Below are 20,732 nucleotides of genomic sequence, written 5' to 3'. Positions count from 1 at the left end.
GGTTACATTCCGAACCCGGAAGCTAAGCCTCACAGCGCCGATGGTACTGCAGGGGGGACCCTGTGGGAGAGTAGGACGCCGCCGAACTCCTTTTAATAAGGTCGGACCCTGAACTTCGGTTCAGGGTCCGACCTTTTTACGTTTTGCTTAACGTGTCGTTCACGTTGCGAGCCGAGCATCCAGCACATGGGTACTGCTGCAATGCTCAGGGCCGCCGGCGTCGGAATCGGTGACGAGGTCGTCGTACCGGCCTTCGGGAACGTCGAGGTCGCCGAGGCCGTGACCCTGGCGGGCGCGTCCCCGGTGTTCGCCGACATAGATCCGGTCACCTACTGCCTGGACCCGTCCGCTGTCGAAGCGGCGATAACCTCCCACACGGCAGCCGTCGTTGTCGTACACCGCTTCGGACGGCGTGCCGACATCGGCCGGTTGCACGCGCTCGGGCAGCGCCACGAGCTGCTGGTGCTGGAGCAGGGCGAGTCCGAGGCGCCGTACGACGAGGTCGCGCAGCGCAGGGAGCGGGCCGCGTACCTCGACAGCAAGCTCAAGGGCGTGCGGACGCCCGACGGCGGTGACGGGCACACCTATCAGCAGTACGTCGTGCGTGTGCCGGGCAACGGCCGGCCGGACCGGGACGCCTTCGCTCGGGCCCTGCGGGCCAAGGGCGTTGAGTGCCGGGTGCCCGTGAAGACGCCCGTGCACCGGCTGCCCGAGTTCCGGCGTTGCGTGGCGCTGCCGGAGACGGAGGGCGCCGCCGACGAGACGCTGGCGCTGCCCGTGGACGCCACGCTGACGAAGCGGGAGATGCAGCGGATCGTGTCCGCCTGCAACGCTCTTGGGGGACTGCTCCAGCCCGCCTTCTGATCGGTGCCCGAACGAGTTTGGGAGATCGGGCCTGTTCAGGGTATGGTTTTCTTGTCGCCGCGAGGGAAACCTCGAAAGCGACAGGCCCCTATAGCTCAGTCGGTAGAGCGTCTCCATGGTAAGGAGAAGGTCAACGGTTCGATTCCGTTTGGGGGCTCCAGCAGAAAGGCCCACCCGAAAGGGTGGGCCTTTTTCGTGCGCCCGGCGGGCGGGCCCCCGGGCCTCAGTCCGTGTGGAGGCCCGGGACGCGCATTGCCAGAATCGCCATGTCGTCCGACGGGGCGTCCGACGCGAAGCGTTCCACCGCGCGCTTGATGCGGGCCGCGACCGCGCCGGCCGTGAGACCCGTGCACGTGGTGAGGACGTCGGCCAGGCCGTCGTCGCCCAACATGCGCGAGCCCTCCCGGCGTTCGGTGACGCCGTCGGTGACGCACAGCAGGACGTCTCCCGGATCGAGCATGACCGTCTGCTCGTACAGCTCCAGGTCCTCGATGACGCCGAGCAGCGGCTGCGGTTCGGCCGCCGCCACCACCGTGCCGTCCTGGCGCAGGCGCAGCGGGAGCGGGTGGCCGGCGCAGACCACCTTCAGCTCGACGCTGCCGTCCTGCTGTGTCCGCAGCTCGCCGTAGAGCAGGGTCAGGAAGCGGCTGCGGTCGCCCTCGTCGAGGATGGCGGAGTTCAGCCGCTCCAGGACAGCTGGGCCGCTCAGGCCCTCGCGGGCCAGCAGGCGCAGGGCGTGCCGGGCGAGGCCCGTGACCGCCGCCGCGTTCGGTCCCGTACCGCAGACGTCGCCGATGGCGAAGCCGTAGGCCCCGTTGCCGATGGGGAAGACGTCGTAGAAGTCGCCGCCGACCTCGTTGCCCTCGCCCGCCGCGCGGTAGATGACCTCGACCTCGACGCCGTCGATCTGCGGCAGGCCGGGCGGGAGCAGGCTGCGCTGGAGGGCTTGGCTGATGGCCGTGCGCTCCGAGTACAGGCGGGCGTTGTCCAGGGCCAGGGCGGCCCGGCGGGACAGGTCCTCGGCCAGTTCCAGGATTTCCTGGCGGAAGTGTTCGTCGGTGGGCTTGCCGAGGGTCAGCATGCCGATCACGCGGTTGCGGGCGACCAGCGGCAGCACGACCGTCTCGCCGCCGACCGCGGAGGCCGTGGCGAGGGTCGGGCCGATGCCCGCGGCAACCTGCTGCGTGGGGCCGCCGGCCAGACCGAGACTGCGCATCGAGGTGCGCAGGGCGGCCTGGTGCGCCACCTCGCCGGGGGTCGTCCAGATGCGGGCGCCGGGGGTCGGTACGGGGTCGGGCGCGGGGATCTTGGAGAGCAACGACTTGATGCCGTCGATGAGTTCCTCGTCCTCGTGCAGGACGTACGACAGGTACGGCTCCGAAGCCTGGTCGGCGATCGTGTAGACCGCACACCAGGTGGCCAGGGTCGGGACCGTCATCTGCGCCATCAGGGCGAGCGTCTGGTCGCGGTCGAGGGTGCCGGCCAGCAGGTCGGAGGCCTCGACCAGGAAGCTGAGGGAGCCGCGGCGCAGCCGCTCCAGCTCGCCCAGGCGGGCCGACTCGACGGCCAGGGCGATGCGGTCGGCGGCGAACTGGAGGCGCAGTGCCTCCTCGTTGGAGTACCGGCCCGGGGCTTCGGCCGCGACGCCGAGGGAGCCGGTGAGGCGGCCCTCGACCTTCAGCGGGACGGTGACGACCGAGCGCATGCCGGTGCCGGACAGCAGCGATACGGCGCCCGGTACGGCGGTCAGATCGTCGTGGACGGCGGGCATGCGCGCGGAGCCGTAGCGGCCGGGGCCCGCCTCGACCGGGACGCGGGCGAAGCGCTGGCGGGCGGAGGGCAGGCCGGTGGAGGCGCGGACCTCCAGTTCGGTCTCGTCGTCGGTGGCCAGCAGCAGGAACGCGGAGTCGCCGTCGAGCATGTCGCGGGCGCGCTCCACCGTGCGTTGCAGGAGGCCGTCGAGGTCGTCCGGGGCGGGGGAGCCGATGAACACCTCGAAGGGGTCGGTGCTCTGGCCGTCCGGGGAGGTGACCGGGTCAGTGGCCGGGACGCGCAACGGCGTCTGCAGGACGGCGCGTTCGTGGTCCCGGACCAGCAGGCAGACGGTGGAGGGTTCGCCGCCGGTGTCGCGGACCCTCAGGTGGGAGGCGTACACCGGGGCGACCCGGCCGTCGGCGCCGCGGATCCCGTAACTGCCCTCCCAGCGCGACAGTCGGAGCGCCTCGGCGATGCCGGTGCCGGTGCCCGGGGTGTGCGGCCAGGCCGCGAGGTCGGTCAGGGGCTTGCCGATGATCTCGGACGTCGCGTAGCCGAAGAGCTCCTCCGCGTCCTCGTTCCAGGAGGTGAGGGAGCCCTTGCGGTCGACCTGGAGGACGGCGACGCGGACCCGGCCGTCGGCCAGCGGGAGCAGGTCGGCGGGGAGGCAGGGGCCGGCGGCGCGGGTGCCCACGGGGCGTTCGGGCAGCGCCAGATGGAACCAGACGTTCTTGTGCGTGGGCGTGTAGTCCACGCCCCAGCGGGCGGCGAGCGCCGCGCAGAGCTGGAGGCCGCGGCCACCCTCGCGGTCGGGGTTGCCCATCGTGGCGGCGGAGGTCTGGAGCGGGACCTCGCGCTCCGGGTAGCGGTCGGAGACCTCGATGCGCACGCCGTCCTCGGTGCGCAGGCACAGCACCTCCGCGTGCGTGCCCGCGTGGACGACCGCGTTGGTCACCAGCTCGCTGGTGAGGACGACGGCGTCGTCGACGATGTCGGCGAAGCCCCAGCCCTGGAGGGTGTCCCGGACGAACGACCGGGCGGTCGCGACCGATCGCCCGACGGGCTCGAAGCTGGCAGCCGCGCGCGCGGTGATCACAGAACTCCTCGGCCGGTTGTCGGCGTGCAGGGCTGAATGGCCGTCCGGCTCGCGCCGCTGCTGCGGCATCCGCTCGCCCGTCGGCCGTGGCTCCGGGGGCTGTCCCCCAGGGATCAGTCCGGTGGTCATGGTCTGGGCCGCCCCTCCGATGCCCGCTCGTGCTCGTGCCAGCGCCCAGGCCGGTCGGACCGGTACGGCTGGACAGCCGCATGCAAGGTTACTTACCTTCACCGTCCGAGCGGATGCCGGTTGCGGGTGTTTACCCCCCAGGGTGTGCGGACGATGTGCGAAGCTGCCGAACTGTTATGGCCTGGTTCGGCCGGGGTGAAACACTGGGCAAGCTTCTGATGAAGGTCGGGTCGGCTTGCGTGTGTTCCGTGTACGGCGGGCAGCAGGTCTTGGTGTGGCCGGATCTCGTCTGGCAGAAATATGCAGCAGTAACTGGTACGCGGAAGTAACCGGTATGTCGGGTGAGCGGCATGCCGGGCCGAGAGGCCGAGCAGAGCAGTAATGGTCGACCCCTGCGGGAGGGACACAGTGGAGTCTGGCGCAGCGACGCGGGGCGCGAAGACGCGCGCGAAGGGCGGACCGTCCCTGGGCAAGAACGGGGGCACCACCGCCGTGGACGCGGCTGCCCTGAACCGCCTGTTGGCGGCCCTGGTGGCGATGCGTGACGGCAACTTCCGCAAGCGGCTGACGGTGTCCGGCGACGGCGTGATGTCGGAGATCGCGGCGGTCTTCAACGAGGTCGCCGACCGCAACATGCATCTGACGGGTGAGCTGTCGCGGGTGCGGCGCATGGTGGGGCGTGAGGGAAAACTCACGGAGCGGCTGGAGACGGGCGCCAGCGAGGGCTCCTGGGCGGCTGCCATCGACGCCTCCAACGCGCTGGTCGACGATCTCGTATGGCCGGTCTCCGAGGTCAGCCGGGTGCTGACGGCGGTGGCCGAGGGTGATCTGTCGCCGCGGATGGACCTGCGGACGCAGGCCCCGGACGGCACCGGGCATCCGCTGCGCGGCGAGTTCCTGAAGGTCGGCCGTACGGTCAACAATCTCGTCGACCAGCTCTCGACGTTCACGGACGAGGTCACGCGCGTGGCCAGCGAGGTCGGCACCGAGGGCAAGCTCGGCGGTCAGGCCCGGGTGCGCGGTATGTCGGGTTCGTGGAAGGACCTGACCGAGTCCGTCAACACGATGGCGAACCGGCTGACGGCGCAGGTACGGGACATCGCCCTGGTGACGACGGCCGTGGCCCGCGGTGACCTGTCACGCAAGGTGACCGTGCATGTCGCCGGTGAGATGCTGGAGCTGAAGAACACCGTCAACACGATGGTGGAGCAGCTGTCCTCGTTCTCCTCCGAGGTGACCCGGGTGGCCCGTGAGGTGGGCACCGAGGGCATTCTGGGCGGCCAGGCGCAGGTGCCCGGGGTGGCCGGCGTGTGGAAGGAGCTGACCGACTCCGTCAACACGATGGCCGGCAACCTCACCGCTCAGGTGCGCGGGATCTCCCAGGTGACCACGGCCGTCGCCAACGGCGACCTGTCGCAGAAGGTGACGGTGCCGGCGCGCGGTGAGGTCGCGCAGCTCGCCGAGACGATCAACCAGATGACCGAGACGCTGCGGATCTTCGCGGACGAGGTCACGCGCGTGGCGAACGAGGTCGGCGCGGAGGGGCGGCTCGGCGGGCAGGCGAACGTGCCGGGCGCGGCGGGTACGTGGAAGGACCTGACGGATTCCGTCAACACGGTGTTCCGGAACCTGACCACTCAGGTGCGGGACATCGCGGCCGTGACGACCGCCGTGGCGAGCGGTGACCTCTCGCAGAAGGTCACCGTGGACGTGGCCGGCGAGATGCTGGAGCTGAAGAACACCGTCAACGGCATGGTGGACCAGCTGTCGGCGTTCGGTGCCGAGGTGACCCGGGTCGCGCGGGAGATCGGTGTCGAGGGTGAGCTGGGCGGCCAGGCGCAGGTGTCGGGCGCGGCCGGTACGTGGAAGGACTTGACGGACTCCGTCAACACTGCATTCCGCAACCTCACCGGGCAGGTGCGCAACATCGCCCAGGTGACGACGGCGGTGGCGAACGGCGACCTGTCCCAGAAGGTCACCGTGGACGTCTCCGGCGAGATGCTCCAGCTGAAGAACACCGTGAACACGATGGTGGACCAGCTGTCGAGCTTCGCCGACCAGGTGACCCGGATGGCCAGGGACGTGGGCACGGAGGGCCGCCTGGGCGGTCAGGCCCGGGTGGACGGAGTGTCGGGCACCTGGAAGGAGTTGACGGACTCCGTCAACTTCATGGCCGGCAACCTCACTTCCCAGGTGCGGCAGATCGCGCAGGTGACGACGGCCGTGGCGCGCGGCGACCTGTCGCAGAAGATCGATGTTGACGCGCGCGGCGAGATTCTTGAGCTGAAGAACACGATCAACACGATGGTTGATCAGCTGTCCGCCTTCGCGGACCAGGTGACCCGCGTCGCGCGAGATGTGGGTACCGAGGGGCGGCTCGGCGGACAGGCGCAGGTGCCGGGCGTGGCCGGTGTGTGGCGGGACCTGACCGACTCCGTGAACGGCATGGCCGGCAACCTCACGGCCCAGGTGCGCAACATCGCCCAGGTCGCCACCGCCGTGGCGCGCGGTGACCTCTCCCAGAAGATCACCGTGGACGCGCGCGGGGAGATCCTGGAGCTGAAGAACACCCTGAACACGATGGTCGACCAGCTGTCGTCGTTCGCCCAGGAGGTCACGCGCGTGGCCCGTGAGGTGGGCACGGAGGGCATCCTCGGCGGTCAGGCCGAGGTGCAGGGTGTCTCCGGCACCTGGAAGGACCTCACGCAGTCCGTGAACTTCATGGCGAACAACCTGACGATCCAGGTGCGCAACATCGCCGAGGTCACGACCGCGGTCGCCAAGGGCGACCTGTCCAAGAAGATCACCGTTGACGCGAAGGGCGAGATCCTTGAGCTCGTCACGACGGTCAACACCATGGTTGACCAGCTGTCCAGTTTCGCCGAGCAGGTGACTCGGGTGGCCCGCGAGGTGGGCACCGAGGGCATCCTGGGCGGCCAGGCGCACGTGCCGGGCGTCACCGGCATCTGGAAGGACCTCAGCAACAACGTAAACCTGATGGCCAACAACCTGACCATGCAGGTGCGGAACATCTCCCAGGTCGCGGCGGCGGTCGCCAACGGCGACCTGACCCGGCAGGTGACGATCGAGGCCCGCGGCGAGGTCGCCCAGCTCGCCGACACCATCAACACGATGGTCAAGACGCTGAGTTCGTTCGCGGACCAGGTCACCAAGGTGGCCCGTGAGGTGGGCACGGACGGCATCCTGGGCGGCCAGGCGCACGTACCGGGTGTGGCCGGCACCTGGAAGGACCTCACCGAGTCCGTGAACCAGATGGCGTCCAACCTGACCGGTCAGGTGCGCAACATCGCCATGGTCACCACGGCCATCGCCAAGGGTGACTTGACGAAGAAGATCGACATTGACGCACGCGGCGAGATCCTTGAGCTGAAGACGACGATCAACACGATGGTTGATCAGCTGTCCAGTTTCGCCGAGGAGGTCACGCGTGTGGCCCGCGAGGTGGGTACGGAGGGACAGCTCGGCGGCCAGGCACGCGTGCGTGACGTCGACGGCACCTGGCGCGACCTCACCGAGTCGGTGAACGAGATGGCCGGGAACCTGACCCGGCAGGTGCGTGCGATCGCGCGTGTGGCGACCGCGGTGACCCGTGGAGACCTGAACCTGAAGATCGACGTCGATGCGTCCGGCGAGATCCAGGAACTCCAGGACTACATCAACAAGATGATCGCCAACCTGCGCGACACCACGATCGCCAACAAGGAGCAGGACTGGCTCAAGGGCAACCTCGCCCGTATCTCCGCGCTGATGCAGGGCCGACGTGACCTGGACGACGTCGCCTCCCTGATCATGAGCGAGCTGACGCCGGTGGTCTCCGCTCAGCACGGCGCGTTCTTCCTGGCCCTGCCGCTCGTCGACGGCAAGGACGTGGCCGACGGTAAGGAGGCCTACGAGCTGCGGATGCTGGGCTCGTACGGCTACTCGATGGGCTCCATGCCGACGTCGTTCCGCCCCGGTGAGGCGCTGATCGGCACGGCTGCCCAGGAGAAGCGCACGATCCTGGTGGACAAGGCGCCCAGCGGCTACCTGAAGATCTCGTCCGGGCTGGGCGAGGCCCCGCCCGCGCAGGTGATCGTGCTGCCGGTCCTCTTCGAGGGCAAGGTGCTCGGCGTGATCGAGCTGGCCTCCTTCACGCCGTTCACGCAGATCCAGAAGGACTTCCTCAACCAGATCGCCGAGATGATCGCGACCAGCGTCAACACCATTTCGGTCAACACCAAGACCGAGCAGCTGCTGAAGCAGTCGCAGGGGCTGACCGAGCAGCTGCAGGAGCGGTCCGCCGAGTTGGAGAACCGGCAGAAGGCCCTTCAGGCCTCCAACGCCGAACTGGAGGAGAAGGCCGAGCTGCTGGCCCGGCAGAACCGGGACATCGAGGTGAAGAACACCGAGATCGAGGAGGCCCGGCAGGTCCTGGAGGAGCGCGCCGAGCAGCTCGCGGTGTCGATGCGCTACAAGAGCGAGTTCCTCGCCAACATGTCGCACGAGCTGCGCACGCCGCTCAACTCGCTGCTGATTTTGGCCAAACTGCTCGCCGACAACGCGGAGGGCAACCTCTCGCCGAAGCAGGTGGAGTTCGCCGAGACCATCCACGGCGCCGGTTCCGACCTGCTCCAGCTGATCAACGACATCCTGGACCTGTCGAAGGTCGAGGCGGGCAAGATGGACGTCTCCCCGACGCGCATCGCGCTCGTCCAGCTCGTGGACTACGTGGAGGCCACCTTCCGGCCGCTGACCGCGGAGAAGGGCCTGGACCTGTCCGTACGCGTCTCCCCGGAGCTGCCCGCCACCCTGCACACCGACGAGCAGCGGCTGCTGCAGGTGCTGCGCAACCTGCTGTCCAACGCGGTGAAGTTCACCGATTCCGGGTCGGTGGAGCTGGTGATCCGGCCGGCCGGCGCGGGCGTGCCGCAGTCCATCCGGGAGCAGCTGCTGGAGGCCGGTTCGCTCACCGACCCGGACGCGCCGCTGATCGCGTTCTCGGTGACCGACACGGGCATCGGCATCGCGGCCAGCAAGATGCGGGTGATCTTCGAGGCGTTCAAGCAGGCGGACGGCACGACCAGCCGCAAGTACGGCGGCACCGGCCTCGGACTGTCTATCTCCCGGGAGATCGCGCAGCTGCTCGGCGGTGAGATCCACGCGCAGAGCGAGCCGGGCCGCGGCTCGACGTTCACGCTGTACCTGCCGCTGCACCTGAGCGAACTGCCGCCGCAGGGCTACCAGCAGTCGGTGGCCCCGCTGGAGGCCGGCGAACTGCTCGCCTCCGAGACACAGCTGTCCTCGGAGCTGTCCGCCGTGGAGATCGAGATGCCGGCGGAGGTGAAGTCGTACCGGGAGACGCAGAACGGTCCCGCGGCGCTCTTCCGGCGCCGTCGCCGGGGCCTGCCGCAGGTCGAGCCCCGGCCCGAGCCGTGGTCGGCGCTGCCCGAGCAGGAGAGCGCGCCGCAGCAGGCCCGCGCGGTGCGATTCGGCGGCGAGAAGGTGCTGATCGTCGACGACGACATCCGCAACGTCTTCGCGCTCACCAGCGTCCTGGAACAGCACGGGCTCTCGGTGCTGTACGCCGAGAACGGCCGTGAGGGCATCGAGGTGCTGGAGCAGCACGACGACGTGGCGGTCGTGCTGATGGACATCATGATGCCCGAGATGGACGGGTACGCGACGACCACGGCGATCCGCAGGATGCCGCAGTTCGCGGGGCTGCCGATCATCGCGCTGACGGCGAAGGCGATGAAGGGCGACCGGGAGAAGGCGATCGAGTCGGGCGCCTCCGACTACGTGACCAAGCCGGTCGACCCGGATCATCTGCTGACGGTGATGCAGCAGTGGATGGGGGCGGAGTGAGGGAACTTTCCGACCGTGCGTGAACGTTGCGGGAACGTCGGGTGTGTGTGCGGAGCCGTCGGCCCGCACTCCCCGGAGACGTGATGGAATCTGGGATTCCTGGAACCTTCGGGGCTCTCTCCGCGTTTCCGCTATGTGCACAGTGACATCGCGGTGACAGGGTGTGGCGACAGGCGGGGTGCGGCTACGATGACCGGCACAAGGACGGGCGGCGACAGGGAGTCGTCCCCTGGGGCGGCGCCCGGTGTAGCGCCGGGGCGAGGAGGGCGGGCCATGGTGCAGAAGGCCAAGATCCTCCTGGTCGATGACCGGCCGGAGAATCTGCTGGCGCTGGAGGCCATCCTCTCTGCGCTCGATCAGACGCTGGTGCGGGCATCGTCCGGGGAGGAAGCGCTCAAAGCACTGCTCACGGACGATTTTGCGGTCATTCTGCTGGACGTCCAGATGCCGGGCATGGACGGGTTCGAGACCGCCGCGCACATCAAGCGGCGTGAGCGGACCCGGGACATCCCGATCATCTTCCTCACCGCGATCAACCACGGCCCGCACCACACCTTCCGGGGTTATGCGGCGGGCGCGGTCGACTACATCTCCAAGCCGTTCGACCCGTGGGTGCTGCGCGCGAAGGTCTCGGTCTTCGTCGAGCTGTACATGAAGAACTGCCAGCTGCGGGAGCAGGCGGCGCTGCTGCGGTTGCAGTTGGAGGGCGGCGGCAAGGGCGCGGTCGCAGGCAAGGAGTCGGCCGGGCTTCTCGCCGAGCTGTCCGCGCGGCTCGCGGCCGTCGAGGAGCAGGCCGAGGCGCTGTCCAAGCAACTGGATGACGAGTCCGCGGACGCGGCGGCGGTCGCCACGGCGGCCCATCTGGAACGCAAGCTCACCGGGCTGCGCCGTGCGCTCGACGCCCTGGAGCCGGGTACGGGCGGCGGCAGAGCGTCGGTGCCGACCCAGAACTGACGTACGCGGCGGGGTAGTTGCCCATGAGCGTGCGTCAGTTCCGTGCCCTGGCAAGGGCGACACGAACGGGTGAAGCCCTGGGCACACGTGTCCGCTGTCGTCTCCCCCGGTAACCTCACACCCATGGCCTCACGTCCCTCCGCAGCCAAGAAGCAGCCCGCGAAGAAGGCGGCCTCTCCCGCGAAGGGTCCGGCGAAGAAAGCCGCCGCGAAGAAGGCCCCGGCCAAGAAGGCGCCCGCGAAGAAAGCGCCCGCCAAGAAGGCCGCGCCGCCGAAGCCGGCCCCCAGTCCCACCGGGGGCATCTACCGGCTCGTGCGCGCCCTGTGGCTCGGCGTCGCGCACGCCGTCGGCGCCGTCTTCCGCGGCATAGGGCGCGGCGCGAAGAACCTCGACCCGGCACACCGCAAGGACGGCGTCGCGCTGCTGCTGTTCGGTGTCGCGCTGATCGTCGCCGCCGGCACCTGGGCCGACCTGAGGGGCCCGGTCGGCGATCTGGTGGAGATCCTGGTGACCGGTGCCTTCGGCCGGCTCGACCTGCTGGTGCCGATACTGCTCGCGGTGATCGCCGTACGGTTCATCCGGCACCCGGAGAAGCCGGAGGCCAACGGCCGGATCGTGATCGGCCTGTCCGCGCTCGTCATCGGCGTGCTCGGCCAGGTCCACATCGCCTGCGGCTCGCCCGCCCGCAGCGACGGCATGCAGGGCATAAGGGATGCCGGCGGCCTCATCGGCTGGGCAGCGGCGACCCCGCTGACGTACACCATGACCGAGGTGCTGGCCGTACCCCTGCTGGTGCTGCTGACGATCTTCGGGCTGCTCGTGGTCACCGCCACCCCGGTCAATGCCGTCCCGCAGCGGCTGCGCGCGCTCGGCGTGCGCCTGGGCGTCCTGCACGACCACGAGGCCGAGGAGTACGAGGACTACGCCGAGGACGACGAGCGCTACGAGGAGCAGTGGCGCGAGGCATTGCCCGCGCGCCCCCGCAGGCGCCGGAGCGCCCCTGAGGCGTACGACCCCGCAGACGTCGAGGAGGAGGCCCTCGCGCGGCGCCGTGGCCGCCCCAGGCGCTCCGCGGTGCCGCAGCCCGACCCGAAGCGGCAGATGGACGCCGTGGACGTCGCCGCCGCCGCGGCAGCCGCGCTGGACGGCGCCGTGCTGCACGGCATGCCGCCGTCCCCGCTCGTCGCGGACCTCACCCAGGGCGTCAGCGTGGGCGAGCGCGAGGACACCACACCGGTGCCCACGCCCACGCCGACCCCGGTCCCGGCCGCCCGCCCCGAGCAGGAGAAGCTCAGGCAGGACAAGCTCAAGGCGGAGAAGCCCGAGGCCGAGAGTGTCCCTGACCTCACCAAGTCCGTTCCCGACCTCACCAAGAAGGCCCCCGAGGAACCGCGCGACCTGCCCCCGCGCGCGGAACAGCTCCAGCTGGCCGGGGACATCACCTACGGGCTGCCCTCCCTGGACCTGCTCACGCGCGGCGGCCCCGGCAAGGCGCGCAGCGCGGCCAACGACGCGGTCGTCGCCTCGCTCACCCAGGTCTTCTCCGAGTTCAAGGTCGACGCGGCCGTCACCGGCTTCACGCGCGGTCCGACGGTCACGCGCTACGAGGTCGAACTCGGCCCCGCCGTGAAGGTCGAGCGGATCACCGCGCTGACCAAGAACATCGCCTACGCGGTCGCCAGCCCCGACGTGCGGATCATCAGCCCCATCCCCGGCAAGTCCGCGGTGGGCATCGAGATCCCGAACACCGACCGGGAGATGGTCAACCTCGGGGACGTGCTGCGCCTCGCGGAGTCCGCCGAGGACGACGACCCGATGCTGGTCGCGTTCGGCAAGGACGTCGAGGGCGGGTATGTGATGCACTCGCTGGCGAAGATGCCGCACATGCTGGTCGCCGGCGCCACCGGCTCCGGCAAGTCGTCCTGCATCAACTGCCTGATCACCTCGGTCATGATGCGGGCGACCCCGGAGGACGTCCGGTTGATCCTGATCGACCCCAAGCGCGTCGAACTGACCGCCTACGAAGGCATCCCGCACCTGATCACGCCGATCATCACCAACCCCAAGCGGGCCGCCGAGGCGCTGCAGTGGGTCGTCCGCGAGATGGACCTCAGGTACGACGACCTGGCTGCCTACGGCTACCGGCACATCGACGACTTCAACCGCGCGGTCCGCGAGGGCAAGGTCAAGCCGCCCGAGGGCAGCGAGCGGGAGCTGCAGCCGTACCCGTACCTGCTGGTGATCGTCGACGAGCTGGCCGACCTGATGATGGTCGCCCCGCGGGACGTCGAGGACTCGATCGTGCGCATCACGCAGCTCGCGCGCGCGGCCGGCATCCACCTGGTGCTCGCCACCCAGCGCCCCTCCGTGGACGTCGTCACCGGTCTGATCAAGGCCAACGTGCCCTCGCGGCTGGCCTTCGCCACCTCCTCGCTCGCCGACTCCCGGGTCATCCTCGACCAGCCCGGCGCCGAGAAGCTGATCGGCAAGGGCGACGGCCTGTTCCTGCCGATGGGCGCGAACAAGCCGACCCGTATGCAGGGCGCGTTCGTCACCGAGGCCGAGGTCGCGGCCGTCGTACAGCACTGCAAGGACCAGATGGCGCCGGTCTTCCGCGACGACGTCACCGTGGGCACCAAGCAGAAGAAGGAGATCGACGAGGACATCGGCGACGACCTCGACCTGCTGTGCCAGGCGGCCGAGCTGGTCGTCTCCACCCAGTTCGGGTCGACGTCGATGCTGCAGCGCAAACTGCGCGTCGGTTTCGCCAAGGCCGGGCGGCTGATGGACCTCATGGAGTCCCGGAACATCGTCGGGCCCAGCGAGGGTTCCAAGGCGCGTGACGTTCTCGTGAAGCCCGATGAGCTGGACGGCGTGCTCGCGGTGATTCGCGGGGAGTCCTAGGGGTAGGCGCAACACGTTGCGGGCCGTCCGGCGGACGTGGGTTACGCCGGGCGGCGGCATCGCCGTGATCCACCCGTTAGAGATCGGCGGGCAACCGTTTCCCTTTGTCGTACGTCAAGTTGAGCGAGAGGGGAACTGTGGATCCTTTGCGGGGATCCGTGCCCGCTCCGCCACCGGGATGACCGGCCGTTCCGATGGCGTACAAAGTTCAGCGCCCGGTTGCCCCATCCTTTCGCACCCCCCCTAGACTGAGCTTCCAGCACAGGTGGCTACACGCTCGAAAGGCGCCCCCGTGTCCATCGGCAACTCCCCTGAAGACGAGCGTCCGTTCCCAGACGAGTCCCAGGAAGCCCTTCCCTCCGTGGGCCGCGCCCTGCAGGAGGCGCGCGTCGCGGCCGGGCTCACGGTAGAGGACGTGAGCAGTGCCACTCGTGTCCGTATCGGGATCGTGCACGCCATCGAGGCGGACGACTTCGCGCCCTGCGGCGGCGACGTGTACGCCCGTGGACACATCCGCACGCTGGCCAGGGCCGTGCACCTGGATCCCGCACCGCTGATCGCGCGGTTCGACGCCGAGCACGGCGGGCGTCCCGCCCCCACCCCGGCCGCGCCCCTGTTCGAGGCGGAACGGATCCGTCCCGAGCGGCGGGGGCCCAACTGGACCGCGGCGATGGTGGCCGCGATCGTCGTCGTGATCGGCTTCGTGGGGTTCACCGCGGTCAAGGGCGGCGACGGCGGAGGCGACTCGAAGTCGCAGGTCGCCGAGGGCAGCACGCCCACGAAGACCAAGTCCGCCTCGCCCACGCCCAAGAAGGACAAGCCCGCCTCGCCGACCGCCGAGCCGTCCGACAGCGCCATCGCCGCCGCCCCGCAGGACAAGGTGACCGTCCAGGTCAGCGCGGCGAACGGACGCAGCTGGATCTCCGCCAAGGACCACAACGGCCGGATGCTTTTCGACGGGCTGCTGAAGCAGGGCGAGTCCAAGACGTTCCAGGACAGCTCGAAGATCAATCTCATCCTGGGTGACGCCGGCGCCATCCAGCTCTACGTCAACGGCAAGAAGATCGAGGACGACTTCCAGCCGGGCGCGGTGGAGCGCCTCACCTACACGAAGGGCGACCCCGAGGTCGGATAGCCCCGAGGCCACGACGGGGTTGGCCAAGATCGCCAACCCCGTCGACATCGGGTGTCAGACAGACAAAGTAGTCTTGAGCCCATGCCTGAACGCCGTACCGTCGCACTTGTCACTCTCGGCTGCGCCCGTAACGAGGTGGACTCGGAGGAGCTCGCAGGCCGTTTGGAGGCGGACGGCTGGCAGCTCGTCGAGGACGCCGGGGACGCCGATGTCGCCGTGGTCAACACCTGTGGCTTCGTGGAGGCCGCAAAGAAGGACTCCGTAGACGCCCTGCTGGAGGCCAACGACCTGAAGGGGCACGGGAGAACCCAGGCCGTCGTGGCGGTGGGCTGCATGGCCGAGCGGTACGGCAAGGAACTCGCCGAGGCGCTGCCCGAGGCCGACGGCGTGCTCGGTTTCGACGACTACGCGAACATCTCCGACCGCCTGCAGACCATCCTCTCCGGCGGCATCCACGCCGCGCACACCCCGCGCGACCGCCGCAAGCTGCTGCCGATCAGCCCGGCCGAGCGGCAGGAGTCGGCCGCCGCCGTCGCCCTGCCCGGCCACGGCCCCACCGACCTCCCCGAGGGCCTGGCACCCGCCTCCGGCCCCCGCGCGCCCCTGCGCCGCCGTCTGGACGGCGCCCCGGTCGCCTCGGTGAAGCTCGCCTCCGGCTGCGACCGCCGCTGCTCGTTCTGCGCCATCCCCTCCTTCCGCGGCTCCTTCATCTCACGCCGCCCGAGCGACGTCCTGAACGAGACGCGGTGGCTGGCCGAACAGGGCGTGAAGGAGATCATGCTGGTCTCCGAGAACAACACCTCCTACGGCAAGGACCTGGGCGACATTCGGCTGCTGGAGTCCCTGCTGCCCGAGCTGGCCGAGGTCGACGGCATCGAGCGCGTGCGCGTCAGCTACCTCCAGCCGGCCGAGATGCGCCCCGGCCTCATCGACGTACTGACCTCCACCCCGAAGATCGCCCCGTACTTCGACCTGTCCTTCCAGCACTCCGCGCCCGGCGTGCTGCGCGCCATGCGCCGCTTCGGCGACACCGACCGCTTCCTGGAACTGCTCGACACGATCCGGAGCAAGGCCCCCGAGGCCGGTGTGCGCTCCAACTTCATCGTCGGCTTCCCCGGCGAGAGCGAGTCCGACCTCGCCGAACTGGAGCGCTTCCTGACCGGCGCCCGCCTGGACGCCATCGGCGTCTTCGGGTACTCGGACGAGGAAGGCACCGAGGCGGCGACGTACGACAACAAACTCGACGAGGACGTCGTCGCCGAGCGCCTCGCCCACATCTCCCGGCTCGCCGAGGAACTGGTCTCGCAGCGTGCCGAGGAGCGCGTCGGGGAGACCGTGCGGGTCCTCGTGGAGTCCGTGGACGAGGAGGGCGAGGACGGCGTGTACGGCCGTGCCGCGCACCAGGCCCCGGAGACCGACGGCCAGGTACTGCTCACGAGCGGCGAAGGCCTGAGCGTCGGACGTATGGTCGAGGCAAAGGTGGTCGGTACGGAAGGTGTCGACCTGGTGGCCGAGCCGCTCACCGGCTCGCTCGCGTGTAGTGAGGAGGCGGGCAGATGACCGGAGTCCCGGCATCCGCCGCGGGCGGCTCCTCCGGCGGGCAGCGCGCCCGGGGTTCCGCCGCGGCTGCCGACGGCGCTCCCCAGGTCTCCGGTTCCGCCTCCGGTCCCGCCGGTCCGGCTCCTGACCCGCAGGCCGGCGGCCGGCCGCCACGCGGCGCGAAGCTGGCCGCGGCGGCCGTCAACCAGGCCAGCGTGTGGAACGTCGCCAACCTGCTGACCATGCTCCGGCTGGTCCTCGTGCCGGGCTTCGTGGCGCTGATGCTGGCGAACGGCGGCTACGACCCGGCCTGGCGCGCGCTGGCCTGGGCGGCCTTCGCCATCGCCATGATCACGGACCTGTTCGACGGGCACCTGGCGCGCACCTACAACCTGGTCACCGACTTCGGGAAGATCGCTGACCCCATCGCCGACAAGGCGATCATGGGGGCGGCGCTCATCTGTCTGTCCTACCTGGGCGATCTGCCGTGGTGGGTGACGGGCGTGATCCTCGGCCGGGAACTCGGGATCACCCTGCTGCGTTTCCTGGTCATCCGCTACGGCGTGATCCCGGCCAGCCGGGGCGGCAAGCTCAAGACGCTCACCCAGGGCGTCGCCGTCGGGATGTACGTCCTGGCACTGACGGGATGGCTGGCCACGCTGAGGTTCTGGGTGATGGCCGCGGCCGTCGTCCTGACCGTCGTGACCGGCCTCGACTACGTAAGACAGGCCATTGTCCTGCGCCGACGGGGAATCGCCGAGCGCGCGGCAGCGTTGGGGGATGAGGAAGCGTGAGTTCCACGGCCACCGAGCTAGTGCGACTACTGACCGTGAGGGGCGAGACTCTCGCCGTCGCGGAGTCGCTCACCGGTGGCCTGGTCGCGGCCGAGATCACGGCGGTCCCCGGAGCGTCGAAGGTCCTCCAGGGTTCGGTCACCGCCTACGCCACCAGGCTCAAGCACGAGCTGCTGGGCGTCGACGCCACCCTGCTGGCCGAGCGCGGAGCGGTGGATCCGCAGGTCGCGGCCCAGATGGCGGTCGGCGTGCGCAAGGCGCTGGGGGCCGACTGGGGCATCGCGACGACCGGCGTGGCCGGTCCCGATCCGCAGGACGGCCAGCCCGTCGGGACGGTGTTCGTGGCCGTCGACGGCCCCCTCACCGACGGCACTGGTTCTGCCGGTGGCGGAAAAGTCGAGGCCCTGCGGTTGAACGGCCGCCGCGCGGAAATCCGTATGGAGAGTGTACGGAGCGTACTCGCACTGCTTCTGAAGGAGCTTGCGGGCGAACAGACCGGAAATGAGCGGGCACAGGATACGGAACAGAACGGGGGGTTTTGATGTTTGCAGCCCTGAGTGAACACGACATCGCTCCCCGCACGGCCGCGGCGCGAGGCGGTACGGTGGGGCGAGAAGGATGCGGCTACGCGGTCCGAGGAGGGAGCCACCGATGATTCTGCTCCGTCGCCTGCTGGGTGACGTGCTGCGTCGGCAGCGCCAACGCCAGGGCCGTACTCTGCGCGAAGTCTCCTCGTCCGCCCGAGTCTCACTCGGCTATCTCTCCGAGGTGGAGCGGGGGCAGAAGGAGGCTTCCTCCGAACTGCTCGCCGCCATCTGCGACGCGCTGGACGTACGGATGTCGGAACTCATGCGAGAAGTGAGCGACGAGCTGGCGCTCGCCGAACTGGCGCAGTCCGCTGCGGCCACCGAGCGCGTGCCCACGCCGGTCCGCCCGATGCTGGGCTCTGTCTCGGTGAAGGGCGTGCCACCGGAACGAGTGACCATCAAGGCGCCCGCCGAAGCGGTGGACGTCGTCGCCGCGTGAGGTTCGCCTGCGCGGCCTGACCACCCGATACGTGTGAAGCCCTGGCCGGGCTTCTCCAGGGAGACCTGGGGAGCCGGCCAGGGCTTTTGCGTCGCTGCCGACGTCTGTGCCGTTCAAGCTTTCTGCGTCCATTTGCCGGTATTCCGTGAGGCGGTCATGGTGAAGGGGTTGACGTGACGGCACCGAAGCACGGAGGAAGCGGATGTACGTCGTGAAGAGCCGGCTGGCCGATGCGGACCTGAAGACCGTGTCCGAGGCGCTGCAGGGCGCACTCGTGGACCTGGTGGACCTGGGGCTGGTTGCCAAGCAGATCCACTGGAACGTCGTCGGGCCCCGTTTCCGCTCCATCCACCTCCAGCTCGACGAGGTGGTCGACTCCGCGCGCGCCCACTCCGACACGGTGGCCGAGCGGGCGTCGGCGCTGGGCGTCCCACCGGACGGGCGCGCGGCCACCGTGGCCTCCGGCAGCGGCATCGGGAACACCCCGGCCGGCTGGATCAAGGACACGGACGCGGTCGGGACGATGGTGGACGCGCTCGGCGCGGTGATCGTCCGGATGCGGGAGCGGGTTGCGGCGACCGGTGAGGCGGACCCGGTCTCCCAGGACATCTTCATCGGCGTCACGGCGGACCTGGAGAAGCATCACTGGATGTTCCAGGCGGAGCATGCGTAGCGGTTCGGCCGGGGCCGGTTGCCCGGTGTTGCATCGGTGAGCCCTTGTTGCGCCTCCCGCGTGGATGGGGCGGCGTTCTAGCGTCCGGCTGGAGGTGGCGGCATGGTGGGGCGGATGACGCGCTGGGGCGCCGCGCTGACGCTGGGCGCGGTGTGGTGGTGGGCCGTGCTGCGGCTCGCTCTGGGGGAGGGCGCGGGAGTCGTCGAGGGGGCCGTTGCGGCCGGCGGGTGGGGGCTGAGCCTGCTGCCCGTGCACTGTGCGTCCAAGGAGCGGGCGGCGGGGGCCGTGCCGACGGGGCGGTGGACGGCCGCCTGGCGGGCAGGGGACGTCACCAGGGCATCGCCACACCCCCGTTCGGGCGAAGTATCTGGCCCGTCGTGAACGCCGACGCGTCCGACGCCAGATACAGCACCGCGTGCGCCACGTCGTCGGGCTCGCCGACCCGGCCCAGCGGCGACATCCGGGCCATCACGGCCTCGGTGTGCGCCTGCGCCTCGCGGTCGTGGCGGTCGGTCATGGGGGTGCGGACCCAGCCCGGCGCGATCGCGTTGACCCGGATGCCGTGCCGGCCGACCTCGGTGGCAAGCGTCTTCGTCAGCTGCACCACGGCGGCCTTCGCCGCGCCGTAGCAGAGCAGCCCGGCACCGCCGGTGTCGACCGCGCCGGAGGCCATCGTGACGATGCTGCCCCGGGTGCCGTGGGCGAGCATCAGCCGGGCCGCCTCCTGGCATGCGTACAGCACACCCTTGAAGTTGACGTTCAGCACCCGGTCGAGATCCTCGTCCCGCGTTTCCAGGACGGGGCTGCTGTGCATGATCCCGGCGATGGCCGCCAGCACGTCCAGGCGCCCGCAGGACCGTACGGCCTCGGCGAGTCGCGCCCGGTCGGTGACGTCGAGGACATGGAGGTGTGCCGTGCCGCCGCGGTTCTTGATCAGCTCGGCCGTGCCGTGCAGGCCGTCCACGTCCCGGTCGGCGCAGTGCACCGTCGCGCCCGCCTCGGCGAGCAGGACGGCGGAGGTCCGGCCGATGCCGCCGGCGGCTCCGGTGACGAACGCGGTGCGGCCGGTGAGGTCGTACGCCGTGAGGGCCATGCAGGGACCGTACGAGGGTTTCTGACGGTCCGTCAATTAGTGGACCGTCAACTGGTGCGGCGGGGATGGCGCTCCCGCCATCTCTGCGGTGCTCCCGGCGCGGGAGTGGGGCCCGCCTGGCACGCCGGGCACCAGTAGGTGGGGCGGTCCTGCGAGCCGTCTCCCTGGTCGGCGACCCGGACGGGGGTACGGCAGCGCAGGCACGGGCGGGGCGCGCGGCCGTAGACGAACAGGTCCTGGCCGCGCAGGCCCGTCGTCTGCCGGACCGGGCGGTCGCGGTTGGTCTCCAGCAGCTTCTGGGCGAGGGCGGGCAGTTTCGCGGCGCGGTCCGCGGGCAGCGCGCCGACGGGCAGCCAGGGTGTCACGCCGAGCAGGAAGCACAGCTCGCTCTTGTAGACATTGCCGATACCGGCCAGATTGCGCTGGTCGAGCAGGGCCTCGCCGAGCGGGCGGGCAGGGTCCGCGAGGAGGTTGGCCAGGGCGCGCTCGGGGTCCCAGTCGGGGCCGAGCAGGTCGGGGCCGAGGTGGCCGACGACGCGCTCCTCGTCCGTGGTGCGCAGCAGCTCCAGGACCGGGAGGCGGTAACCGACGGCCGTGCGGTCGGCGGTGCCGAGCACCGCGCGGATCTGGTGCGCGGGTCCGCCGCGCCAGCGCTCGCCCATGCCGTACACCTTCCACGCCCCCTCCATCCGCAGGTGCGTGTGCAGGGTGAGGCCGCCCTCGAAGCGGGTGAGCAGGTGTTTGCCGCGTGGGATGGTGTTCAGGACGGTACGGCCGGTGAGGTCGACCGTCGCGTACTTCGGTACCCGGAAGTCGCTGCGGGTCAGCGCCTTGCCCGCGAGGGCCTCGTGCAGCCGCCGCGCGGCCTGCCAGACCGTGTCACCCTCGGGCATGCGTCAAGGGTG

13 protein-coding genes, 1 tRNA gene and 1 rRNA gene are annotated in these 20,732 nt (G+C 70.1%); 12 read left to right on the top strand and 3 right to left on the bottom strand.

Annotated features, from left to right (window positions below):
- From rrf to ACWD35_RS02690, 3 genes are all read left to right on the top strand, one after another.
- Positions 1 to 87, top strand: a 5S ribosomal RNA gene (gene rrf / locus ACWD35_RS02700); the annotation flags it as partial.
- Positions 88 to 201: 114 nt separating this feature from the next.
- Positions 202 to 864 carry a DegT/DnrJ/EryC1/StrS family aminotransferase gene (locus tag ACWD35_RS02695; RefSeq protein ID WP_451349325.1) on the top strand — a complete coding sequence of 221 codons (663 nt, stop codon included), beginning with the start codon at positions 202 to 204 and terminating at the stop codon, positions 862 to 864.
- Positions 865 to 948: 84 nt separating this feature from the next.
- Positions 949 to 1,024, top strand: a tRNA-Thr gene (locus tag ACWD35_RS02690).
- Positions 1,025 to 1,087: 63 nt separating this feature from the next.
- Here ACWD35_RS02690 and ACWD35_RS02685 read toward each other — a convergent pair.
- Positions 1,088 to 3,844: a SpoIIE family protein phosphatase gene (locus ACWD35_RS02685; RefSeq protein ID WP_451349297.1), complete on the bottom strand. Its 2,757-nt coding sequence runs from the start codon at positions 3,842 to 3,844 to the stop codon at positions 1,088 to 1,090.
- A gap of 408 nt (positions 3,845 to 4,252) precedes the next feature.
- Between ACWD35_RS02685 and ACWD35_RS02680 the strand changes: the two genes are divergently transcribed.
- The 9 genes from ACWD35_RS02680 (at position 4,253) to ACWD35_RS02640 (ending at position 18,734) form a co-directional block, all read left to right on the top strand.
- Positions 4,253 to 9,709, top strand: coding sequence for a HAMP domain-containing protein (locus ACWD35_RS02680; protein ID WP_451349296.1), 5,457 nt, complete (start codon positions 4,253 to 4,255; stop codon positions 9,707 to 9,709).
- Positions 9,710 to 9,982: 273 nt separating this feature from the next.
- Entirely contained in the window at positions 9,983 to 10,663 is a 681-nt protein-coding gene (locus tag ACWD35_RS02675) for a response regulator (RefSeq protein WP_451349295.1), read from the top strand.
- Positions 10,664 to 10,786: 123 nt separating this feature from the next.
- Positions 10,787 to 13,567, top strand: a complete 2,781-nt coding sequence (locus tag ACWD35_RS02670) for a DNA translocase FtsK (RefSeq protein WP_451349294.1) — start codon at positions 10,787 to 10,789, stop codon at positions 13,565 to 13,567.
- 292 nt (positions 13,568 to 13,859) lie between these two features.
- Complete coding sequence (locus tag ACWD35_RS02665) at positions 13,860 to 14,702, top strand: helix-turn-helix domain-containing protein (protein ID WP_451349293.1); 843 nt, start codon at positions 13,860 to 13,862, stop codon at positions 14,700 to 14,702.
- Positions 14,703 to 14,783: 81 nt separating this feature from the next.
- Positions 14,784 to 16,262, top strand: a complete 1,479-nt coding sequence (rimO, locus tag ACWD35_RS02660; protein ID WP_451349292.1) for a 30S ribosomal protein S12 methylthiotransferase RimO — start codon at positions 14,784 to 14,786, stop codon at positions 16,260 to 16,262.
- Positions 16,259 to 17,035: a CDP-diacylglycerol--glycerol-3-phosphate 3-phosphatidyltransferase gene (gene pgsA / locus ACWD35_RS02655; RefSeq protein ID WP_451349291.1), complete on the top strand. Its 777-nt coding sequence runs from the start codon at positions 16,259 to 16,261 to the stop codon at positions 17,033 to 17,035. The genes rimO and pgsA overlap by 4 nt, the downstream gene beginning before the upstream one ends.
- On the top strand, positions 17,032 to 17,577 hold the full coding sequence (locus tag ACWD35_RS02650) for a CinA family protein (RefSeq protein WP_451349290.1): 546 nt from the start codon (positions 17,032 to 17,034) through the stop codon (positions 17,575 to 17,577). Before pgsA ends, ACWD35_RS02650 begins: the two co-directional genes overlap by 4 nt.
- Positions 17,578 to 17,686: 109 nt before the next feature.
- Positions 17,687 to 18,061 (top strand): helix-turn-helix domain-containing protein, encoded by a 375-nt coding sequence (locus ACWD35_RS02645; RefSeq protein ID WP_451349289.1) that lies wholly within the window; start codon positions 17,687 to 17,689, stop codon positions 18,059 to 18,061.
- Between the two features lie 202 nt (positions 18,062 to 18,263).
- The gene (locus ACWD35_RS02640) at positions 18,264 to 18,734 is read left to right on the top strand and encodes a Dps family protein (RefSeq protein WP_451349288.1); all 471 of its coding nucleotides are present in this window, start codon (positions 18,264 to 18,266) and stop codon (positions 18,732 to 18,734) included.
- 328 nt (positions 18,735 to 19,062) lie between these two features.
- On the opposite strand, the gene ACWD35_RS02635 is transcribed toward ACWD35_RS02640, so the two are convergent.
- On the bottom strand, positions 19,063 to 19,827 hold the full coding sequence (locus tag ACWD35_RS02635; protein ID WP_451349287.1) for an SDR family NAD(P)-dependent oxidoreductase: 765 nt from the start codon (positions 19,825 to 19,827) through the stop codon (positions 19,063 to 19,065).
- A gap of 47 nt (positions 19,828 to 19,874) precedes the next feature.
- Complete coding sequence (locus ACWD35_RS02630; RefSeq protein ID WP_451349286.1) at positions 19,875 to 20,720, bottom strand: Fpg/Nei family DNA glycosylase; 846 nt, start codon at positions 20,718 to 20,720, stop codon at positions 19,875 to 19,877.
- Positions 20,721 to 20,732: the final 12 nt, after the last annotated feature.

Source organism: Streptomyces sp. NPDC002671, from assembly GCF_053592475.1.
This window is presented reverse-complemented; position numbering and strand designations above follow the sequence as displayed.

Coding starts and splice junctions, on each gene's coding strand:
- ACWD35_RS02695 (WP_451349325.1), top strand. CDS start 202: ATGCTCAGGGCCGCCGGCGTCGGAATCGGTGACGAGGTCGTCGTACCG.
- ACWD35_RS02685 (WP_451349297.1), bottom strand. CDS start 3,844: ATGACCACCGGACTGATCCCTGGGGGACAGCCCCCGGAGCCACGGCCG.
- ACWD35_RS02675 (WP_451349295.1), top strand. CDS start 9,983: ATGGTGCAGAAGGCCAAGATCCTCCTGGTCGATGACCGGCCGGAGAAT.
- ACWD35_RS02670 (WP_451349294.1), top strand. CDS start 10,787: ATGGCCTCACGTCCCTCCGCAGCCAAGAAGCAGCCCGCGAAGAAGGCG.
- rimO (WP_451349292.1), top strand. CDS start 14,784: ATGCCTGAACGCCGTACCGTCGCACTTGTCACTCTCGGCTGCGCCCGT.
- pgsA (WP_451349291.1), top strand. CDS start 16,259: ATGACCGGAGTCCCGGCATCCGCCGCGGGCGGCTCCTCCGGCGGGCAG.
- ACWD35_RS02645 (WP_451349289.1), top strand. CDS start 17,687: ATGATTCTGCTCCGTCGCCTGCTGGGTGACGTGCTGCGTCGGCAGCGC.
- ACWD35_RS02640 (WP_451349288.1), top strand. CDS start 18,264: ATGTACGTCGTGAAGAGCCGGCTGGCCGATGCGGACCTGAAGACCGTG.
- ACWD35_RS02635 (WP_451349287.1), bottom strand. CDS start 19,827: ATGGCCCTCACGGCGTACGACCTCACCGGCCGCACCGCGTTCGTCACC.
- ACWD35_RS02630 (WP_451349286.1), bottom strand. CDS start 20,720: ATGCCCGAGGGTGACACGGTCTGGCAGGCCGCGCGGCGGCTGCACGAG.